Annotated in this window: 11 protein-coding genes and 1 tRNA gene; 1 reads left to right on the forward strand and 11 read right to left on the reverse strand. The window is 69.9% G+C overall.

What is annotated here, in order from left to right; genetic code table 11:
- The 11 genes from SD626R_RS03605 to SD626R_RS03655 form a co-directional block, all read right to left on the reverse strand.
- On the reverse strand, positions 1-442 hold a 442-nt coding region (locus SD626R_RS03605; protein WP_092563604.1), incomplete at its 3' end, for a ribonuclease P protein component 1.
- Between the two features lie 2 nt (positions 443-444).
- Positions 445-657, reverse strand: a complete 213-nt coding sequence (rpmC, locus tag SD626R_RS03610) for a 50S ribosomal protein L29 (protein WP_008847473.1) — start codon at positions 655-657, stop codon at positions 445-447.
- Between the two features lies 1 nt (position 658).
- Positions 659-1,591, reverse strand: coding sequence for a 30S ribosomal protein S3 (locus tag SD626R_RS03615; protein ID WP_092563607.1), 933 nt, complete (start codon positions 1,589-1,591; stop codon positions 659-661).
- Entirely contained in the window at positions 1,591-2,055 is a 465-nt protein-coding gene (locus SD626R_RS03620) for a 50S ribosomal protein L22 (RefSeq protein WP_092563610.1), read from the reverse strand. The genes SD626R_RS03615 and SD626R_RS03620 overlap by 1 nt, the downstream gene beginning before the upstream one ends.
- 3 nt (positions 2,056-2,058) lie before the next feature.
- Positions 2,059-2,484, reverse strand: a complete 426-nt coding sequence (locus SD626R_RS03625) for a 30S ribosomal protein S19 (RefSeq protein WP_092563613.1) — start codon at positions 2,482-2,484, stop codon at positions 2,059-2,061.
- Entirely contained in the window at positions 2,481-3,203 is a 723-nt protein-coding gene (locus SD626R_RS03630) for a 50S ribosomal protein L2 (protein ID WP_049897897.1), read from the reverse strand. The genes SD626R_RS03625 and SD626R_RS03630 overlap by 4 nt, the downstream gene beginning before the upstream one ends.
- A gap of 1 nt (position 3,204) precedes the next feature.
- Positions 3,205-3,459, reverse strand: a complete 255-nt coding sequence (locus tag SD626R_RS03635) for a 50S ribosomal protein L23 (RefSeq protein WP_092563616.1) — start codon at positions 3,457-3,459, stop codon at positions 3,205-3,207.
- On the reverse strand, positions 3,456-4,202 hold the full coding sequence (gene rpl4p, locus SD626R_RS03640) for a 50S ribosomal protein L4 (RefSeq protein ID WP_092563619.1): 747 nt from the start codon (positions 4,200-4,202) through the stop codon (positions 3,456-3,458). The genes SD626R_RS03635 and rpl4p overlap by 4 nt, the downstream gene beginning before the upstream one ends.
- 3 nt (positions 4,203-4,205) lie before the next feature.
- On the reverse strand, positions 4,206-5,222 hold the full coding sequence (locus SD626R_RS03645; RefSeq protein ID WP_092563622.1) for a 50S ribosomal protein L3: 1,017 nt from the start codon (positions 5,220-5,222) through the stop codon (positions 4,206-4,208).
- A gap of 4 nt (positions 5,223-5,226) precedes the next feature.
- Entirely contained in the window at positions 5,227-6,093 is an 867-nt protein-coding gene (locus tag SD626R_RS03650) for a putative RNA uridine N3 methyltransferase (RefSeq protein WP_092563628.1), read from the reverse strand.
- 155 nt (positions 6,094-6,248) lie between these two features.
- Entirely contained in the window at positions 6,249-7,547 is a 1,299-nt protein-coding gene (locus SD626R_RS03655; protein WP_092563625.1) for a PQQ-dependent sugar dehydrogenase, read from the reverse strand.
- A 107-nt stretch (positions 7,548-7,654) separates the two neighbouring features.
- Between SD626R_RS03655 and SD626R_RS03660 the strand changes: the two genes are divergently transcribed.
- Positions 7,655-7,725, forward strand: a tRNA-Gly gene (locus SD626R_RS03660).
- The last annotated feature ends 12 nt before the right edge of the window (positions 7,726-7,737 follow it).

Genomic DNA, 7,737 nt, shown 5'->3' on the forward strand with positions numbered 1-7,737 from the left:
CACCTCGTTCGGTGCGTTCGGCGGGTCGATGCCGCAACCGATCGCCATCCACCGTTACGTAGACCGCGTCTTTGCACTCGCCGTGTCGGCTCGCCGGACCCGCGCCGTCACCGGTGACGACGCTTTCGGACCCGGACGGGCCAGACTGACGGGGGCGGACCCCCGTAGTATCCGACCCGAGTTGGGACGCGGACCCCGACGACTGCGCGTCGCCGGCGGCTTCATCTGTGCGAGCGGTCGGCGTCTCGACGACGCCGAACTCGAACGTCGCGCCCGACTTGGGCACGCGCTTGTCCCCCGACCGCGTCCGGACCACGAGGGTTCCGAACGTCTCGGACAGCACGCGGCCGGCGACGCCCGCGTGGGCGTCGCTGGCGGCGTCGGCCACCCGAACCGGGAGGCCGACGAGTTCGTGCCGAACGAGGGTGTCGGGGGTAATCATCGTTATTCGTCGTCGAAGTCGCCTTCTTCCGCCTGGATCGTCTTGATCCGCGCGATCGTCTTCTTCAGCTCCTTCACGCGGCCCGGGCTCTCCGGCATGCCGCCGGCGGCGCGCTGCGCCTTCGAGTTGAGCAGCTCGGTTTCGAGCTCCTCGAGTTCGACCTGGCGCTCGGCCGCCGTCATGTCGCGGATCTCGTCGGTGTAGAGGATCGCCATGTTACTCGTCCTCCTCGTCGTCCGCGGCTTCCATCTCGGCGACCAGGTCTGCCGCCTCCGATTCGATCTCCTCGTCGAGTTCGTCGACGTCGTCCGCCTCGGCGTCGCCGACCGGCTCCTCCTCGGCGACGTCCGTGGCCTCCGCGGCCGTGTCCTGGGTCTCCTCGACGACCTCTTCGACGACCTCCTCGTCGATGAGGTCGCTCGGGTCCTCGTCGGGCACCTCGACGTCCTCGTCGTCGGCGCCGACGTCCGGCACCTCCTCGGGCTCCTCTTCGAGGAGCGCCTCGACGCCCTCGTCGTCGCCCGCGGCGGCCTGCTCGACCTCCGGGACCTCGGCGTCCTCGCGGACCTCGAAGTCGTCCGGGAGCTGCGCGCCCGGCGGGATGATCTTCACGTTGACGCCGATCGTCCCGAGCTTCATCACCGCGACGCCCTGGCCGTGGTCGACGACCTCCTCGGCGGGCTCGCCGTTGTGCTTGATGTAGCCGCGGTTGAACTTCTCGACGCGCGACCGCGCGCCGGTGACCTTCCCGCTCAGGACGATCTCGGCGCCTAGCGCGCCGGCGTCCATGATCCGGTCGATGGTGGTGTGGCCGGCCTTCCGGAAGTACCAGCCGCGTTCGAGGGCGTTCGCGAGACGGTCCGCGACGATCTGGGCGTTCAGGTCGGGCTCGTCGACCTCCTGAACGTCGATCTGCGGGTCGTCCATGTCGAAGCGGTCCTCGAGCTCGGTGGTGATCTTGCGGATGTTCTTCCCGCCCTTCCCGATCACCATGCCGGGCTTCTCGGCCTTCAGGACGATCTGCGTGCCCATCGGCGTCTTGGCGACATCCATGCCGCCGTAGCCTGCTCGGCCGAGCTCGTCCGCGAAGAACTCGTTGATCTGTGAACGGCGCAGGCCGTCCTCGATGAATTGGTGTTCGTCAGCCATTATTCCGCAGCCTCCGGGTCCTCGATGATGAGTTCGACGTCGGCGAGGGTGGTGTTCCACTGGGTGGCGCCCGCGGCTCGCGGGTTCCGCCCGGGTCGCTCGCCGACCTTGTGGGGGGCGACGTGTTTGATGATCATCTCGTCGCCGTCGAACCCCTGTTCGGTCGCGTTGTTCTTGACGTTCTCCAAGAGCTTGAGGAAGTCCTTGGCGGCCTTCTCGGGGTATCGTCCCGCGTCCCAGCCGTCGATGTCGGAGCGGTGGCCCGCGCCGGCGTTGTGCTGGCGCATCGGCACCGAGGTCTCCTCGTCGATGACCTCCTGCAGGAACTCCTCTGCGTCGGCGACGGTCTCGCCTTTGATCTCCCGAGAGATCTCCTTGCTGTCCTTCACGCTGATGGGCCGGTCGCGGAGCATCCCCTTGGCGGTGGTCTCCGGGTCGGCCTCGACGCTGTAGTTGATTCCCATGGGTTACTTGAGGGGCACGAACTTCGAGGACCGGGTCGCGCCGATGCCGGCCTGACCGTGTTCGACGGTGCTTCGCGTGAGGTGGAACTCGCCCAGGTAGTGTCCGATCATCTGGGGCTCGACCTGCACGCGTTCGAAGCTGTGTCCGTTGTACACGGAGAAGGTGACGCCGACGAACTCCGGCAGCACCGGCATGTCGCGCAGGTGCGTCCGGATCGGATTGTCCGCCGTCGTCTCCTTGTCGCGGCTCCGCACCGTCTCCAGCAGCTTCTGCTGTTCGGTGCCGAGGCCGCGAACGATGCTTCGCCGCTGGCGTGCGGGGAGCAGTTCCGCGACCTCTTCGACGTCCATCTCCTGCAGTTCGTCGAGCGAGTGACCGCGGTAGGCGAACTCCTTGCCCTCGCGGCCGGTTCGGTAGTTGGAACTCATTTGTTGCCACCTCGTCCGGTGCGCTTGGATGCGATGTCACCGACCTTCCGTCCGGGCGGGGCGTCCCGCGAGACGGACTTCGGCTGGCCGGGGTGTTGGCGACCGCCCCCGCCGAAGGGGTGGTCGACGGCGTTCATCGCGACGCCGCGGACGCGCGGGTACTTCGTCCCGCGCGCCTTCATCTTGTGGTGCTTGTTACCGGCCTTGACGAAGGGCTTCTCCGTCCGGCCGCCGCCCGCGACCACGCCGATCGTGGCGCGGCACTGCGGGTCGAGCCGCTTCACTTCCCCGCTGGGGAGCTGGACGACCGCGACGTCGCGGTCGTGGGTGAGGAGCGTCGCGGACACGCCGGAAGCGCGCGCGAACTTCCCGCCGTCCCCGCGGTTGCTCTCGACGTTACAGACCGGGACGCCCTCGGGGATCTCGGCCAGCGGGAGCGTGTTCCCGGGCTTGATCTCCGCGCTCACGCCGACCTGTATCGTCTCGCCCACGCGCACGCCTTCCGGCGCGAGCACGAGCCGACGGTCGTCGTCCTCGAACTCGACTTCCGCGAGCGGAGCCGAGCGGGCGGGGTCGTGTTCGATCCCGACGATCTCGCCGGTGATCGTATCCACGTCTTCGAGCTTCTTGTGCGACAGTTCCGCCTTGTAGCGGTGGGAGGGGGCCCGGAACGTCGGGCCGCCGCGTCCACGCCGCTGTCCTTGAATTCGTCGTCCCATCTCAGAACACCCCGATGCGCGAGGCGATTTCGGTCGCGTCGTCGTCCTCGGAGAGCGTGACCGTCGCCTTCTTCTTCCCCTTCGAGGTCACCTGCGTGTTCACGTCGGTGACGGTGACGTCGTAGCGGTCCTGCACCTCGTCGCGGACGTCGGGCTTCGTCGCGTCGACGTCGACGAGGAACAGCAGCTTGTTCTTGAAGTCCATCTCGTTCATCGCCTGCTCGGTGACGAGCGGGTGCTCGATGACGGAGTTCATCGGTCGGCCACCTCCTCGACCGCGCTCTCGGTCCACAGCGTGAGTCGCCCCGGGTGTCCGCCGGGTGCGAGGTCCTCCGCGTTGACCTCGCCCGCGGTCGCGACGTCGACGCCCGAGAGGTTCCGGGCGGCGCGGGACGGCTCCTCGCTGGTGACGACGAGGACGGACTTCGGCTGGCTGTACTTGCGACCGCGGGCCTTGCCCTGTCCGGCGCGGACGGAGCGTCCCTCCTCGGCGCGCTCGATGTCGGCGTCGGCGCCGACGGCCTCCAGCACGCCCAGGGCGTCCTGAGTCTTCTGGAGGTCCTCGAACTCGTCGCTCACGACGAGCGGGAGCGCCAGGTCGTCGTCGAACGCGTGACCGCGCTCGGCGACGAGCTCGGCGTCGGTCGTGGCCGCGACGGCCGACCGGATGGCGAACTGCCGCTCCTTGTCGTTCAGTTTCTTGCTCTGGTCCTTCTCGGCCTTCGGCGGGTGCGCGGCGCGGCCCGAGACGGCGCTCGGGACGCGGCGGGCGACGTTCTCGGAGCGCGGGATGTGCGCGAGCCCGCGCCCGGAGCCGAACGACTCCGCGGGGGTTCGCAGCCCGGCGAACTCGTCGGCGCCGTAAGCCTGTTTCCGGTTAGCCTGTGCGGCGGAGACCGCCCGACCGATGAGGTCCGGTCGGAACGCGGTCTCGAAGATCGCCGGCAGCTCGACGCTGCCCGCGTCCCCGCCGTCCAGGTCGTGTACTGTTGCGTTCATGGATTATCCCTGGTTGGATGCGGTGGATACGTACCGGACCTCGGGGTCGAGGCGCGGCTGGTCGTTCGGCCGGATGGCCGGGCGGAACCGAAGCAGGCGCTGGTCCGGACCGGGCAGCGAGCCCTTGATGAGCGCGTACTCGCCGTCGACCTCGCCGTAGTTGACGAAGCCGCCGTCGACGGAGGCGTCGTCGCCCTCGCCGAAGTCGATGAGGCGCTTGTTGAGCTCGGTGCGCTGGTGGTAGCCGGTCTGCCCCTGCTGGGGGACGGTGGAGCGCACGCGGGAGGGGTTCCACGGACCGAGGTTACCGATCCGGCGCCGCCATCCCTGGCGGGCGTGTTTGCCCTTCCGCTTCTGGACGCCCCAGCGTTTGACGGGACCTTGGGTCCCCTTCCCCTTCGTGATGCCCGAGACGTCGGTGTACTGCCCCGCGCGGAAGACGTCGCCGAACTCGTGGGCGCCGCCCTCCCCGACGAGGTCGAGGCCGAAGTCGACGCGCTCCTCGAGGGAGCCGCCGCCGACTCGGGTCTCCATGATGTCGGGCTTCTTCTTCGGCACGTTCGCGAGCTCCGAGGGGACGGTGTGGGTGATGACGCGGACGTCGTCGACGACGTCGTCGTCGACGAGCGCGCGCAGCTCCTCGGCGTCCTCCTCGAAGGTGTCCTCCGCCGGGAGGTCGAGGGCGCGGTCGAGCTCCTCGTGGAACTCGGTCGCCCAGACCTCTTCGACCGGCTTCTTTCCGTACGCCGTCTGTTCGTAGGCGCGCAGGGCCACCGCGTACATCGGCGGCGTCTCGACGACGGTGACGGGAACGGACTCTTCCATTCCCTCACGCGGCGAGTTGGCCTCGTCGTTGACCATCACGACGTGCGTCATTCCGGCCTTGTAGCCGGCGAACCCCTGTAGCGCGGGGGCTCCGTCGTCGTCTGGCCACGAGCGAATGCGCGGGACCTCTCGGTCTGCGCGGGTGCGCGGGCCGTAGCCCAGCGAGCCTTTTCGTGGTCGGCTTGGTTGTGGCATGTGTTTACTCCGTGAGTGTGAGCGAGCCGAGAGTCACGAACAGAGCCTCCTCCGTTCGGACGACCTCGCTCGCCTGTGCCGGGATCGTATTCAGCCAGAGGTCGAACCCCGGATCGGGTTCGACCGGGCGGCCGTCGGCGACGGCCGCCCGAATGTCGTCGGGCGAAAGCCCGAGCATCTCCGGAAGCCCCCGCTCGGGCGCGCCGAAGGCGACGGTGTACCCGCCGGCCTCCCGCGCGTCCGAGACGATGTCGCCGAGCCGCGAGACGGAGAGTTCCTCCCCGTGTCGCGACGTCGCGACGGACAGTCCGTCGCCGGCGAGCGCTTCCGACAGGTCCGCGGCCACGACCTGGAAGCCGTCCTCCGGCTTCCCGGTGATGCGGGCGCGGACCGGTTCTCTCGAAGAGACCCTGATGGTGACGCGCTCCCCCCGCTCGACCTCCATTCCGGAAGGGACGAGCAGGGAGATCGGGTGTTCCCGCAGCGGGGAATTGACCCGGACGCGGCCTTCAGGTCCGACCTCGGTCACGAGTCCCTGTGTTTTCGACTCTCCCCCGTCTGAGGTCGAGCCGGTCCGCCACGGCACGCGGAGCGGCGGGAGCACGCCGGCGTACTGGAGCTCGTCGCGCTCCCCCCAGAGGTCCTTGCGGAGCCCCGGAGGGGTCGCGGCGTACCCCAGCACGGTCCGAACGTACTCGCCGCCCCGTCGCCGCTCGCCTTCCCCGTCGGGGAAGACGACCAGTCGATCCGCCCGGAACACCGCCGCCGCGCGGGCGACGTAGCCGAGTTTGCGAGTCGCCTCGCGATCGTCCTCGGCCTCCCGGACGACCGAAGACGGGACACAGATCGTGAGTCCGTCTTCGGTACGCATCGTGGCGAGACTGTACCCCTCGATTTCGGACGGCACCGTAAAAGGATAGCGGTCCCGATTTCGGACTGTGGCGCGTTCACACGGGGTCTGGCGGCGGATCCGGCCCGCGAATCGAGGGAGTCAATAGCACGGACCGGGAGCGACCACCGGTCGGTTCAGTCCGGGGCGATCCGGACGACCGGCGCGTCGGCGTCGTCGACGGCGACGTAGAGTCGTCCCGTCCCCGGTTCGACCGCGAGCGCCCGGACGCGCCAGCCGCGGTCGGCGAGCAGCGGGTCGCGCTCGGTGACGTCGGCGTCGGCGGCGCCGGCCCCCTCGACGGTGAACCGACCCAGGTACTGCGCGGCGAGCGTGCCGGCGAACAGGTCGCCGCGCCACTCGGGGAAGGCGTCGCCGTCGTAGAAGACGGCGCCGCTCGGCGGGAACCCGCCGGAGCCGCACGGCCAGTAGTGGACGGGCGCGACCACGTCGTCCCGCTCGCCGTGGCCGGGCGCGAGGGGGTCGTCGGTGCCGTACCGACACGCCTCGCTGGCTATCGGCCAGCCGTAGTTGCCGCCGCGCTCGACGACGTTGATCTCGTCGCCGTCCTCCTCGCCGTGCTCGCACTGCCAGACCGCGCCGGTCTCCGACCGCACCGCCATCGCCTGCGGGTTCCGGTGCCCGTAGCTGTACACCGCGTCCGACGCGGCCGGCTCGTCGACGAACGGGTTGTCGGGGTGCGCGTCGCCGTCGGGCGTCAGCCGCAGCGTCGCGCCCAGTTCGTTCGACCGGTCCTGCGAGACGTGGTCCGGCCCGAAGTCGGTGTCGCGCCGGTCGCCGACCGTGACGAACAGCGCGCCGTCGGGGCCGAACGTCGCCCGCGAGCCGAAGTGGATGTCGGTGTCGCGGAACGGCTCGACGACGCGGATCGCCTCGAAGCCCGAGAGCGCGGGCCCGTCGGCCCCGTCGAGGGAGAGCCGCCCGGCGCCGACGTGGGTCGTCGCGCCGTCCGCCCCGCCGCCGGCCGGGCCGTCCTCGGCGGTTGCCGAGTACGTGAGGTACACGCGCGCGTCATCCGGGTAGTCGGGATGGACCGCGACGTCGAGCAGTCCGCCCTGTCCCGCCACGAACACCTCGGGCGCGCCCGCGACCGTCTCGATGGCCCCGTCCGCGGGGTCGACGAGGGAGAACCGCCCCGGGCGCTCGGTGACCAGCAGGCGACCGTCGCCGGGCAGGAACGCGAGCCCCCACGGGTTCTCGAACCCCTCCGCGACGGTTTCGACGGCGTACGCGACGTCGGCGCCGTCGTCCGCCGGGGCGTCGTCGCCGTCGGATCCGTCCTCGCCGCCGGGGTCGCCGTCGTCCCCGTCGCCGCCGAGACAGCCGGCGACTGCGGGGAGCCCGGCGGTTCCGGCGAGGCCGGCGGCGGCGCGGAGGGCGGTGCGTCGGTCGGCGCGGTCGGGGGAGTCGGTCATCGTTCGGGTACGGATCCGTGTGGGGACGCGGCACCGATGACCCTTCCGCCGACCGTCGTTCGGAACCCTTATATCTCCGACTCGGGCTATGTGCAGACGCGAAGCACGCACCGGTAGTGTAGTGGTATCACGCAACCTTGCCATGGTTGCAACCCGAGTTCAAATCTCGGCCGGTGCATCTTCTCGAACG

The sequence above is a fragment of the Halorubrum sp. SD626R genome, from assembly GCF_001261915.1.
Lineage (GTDB): Archaea > Halobacteriota > Halobacteria > Halobacteriales > Haloferacaceae > Halorubrum.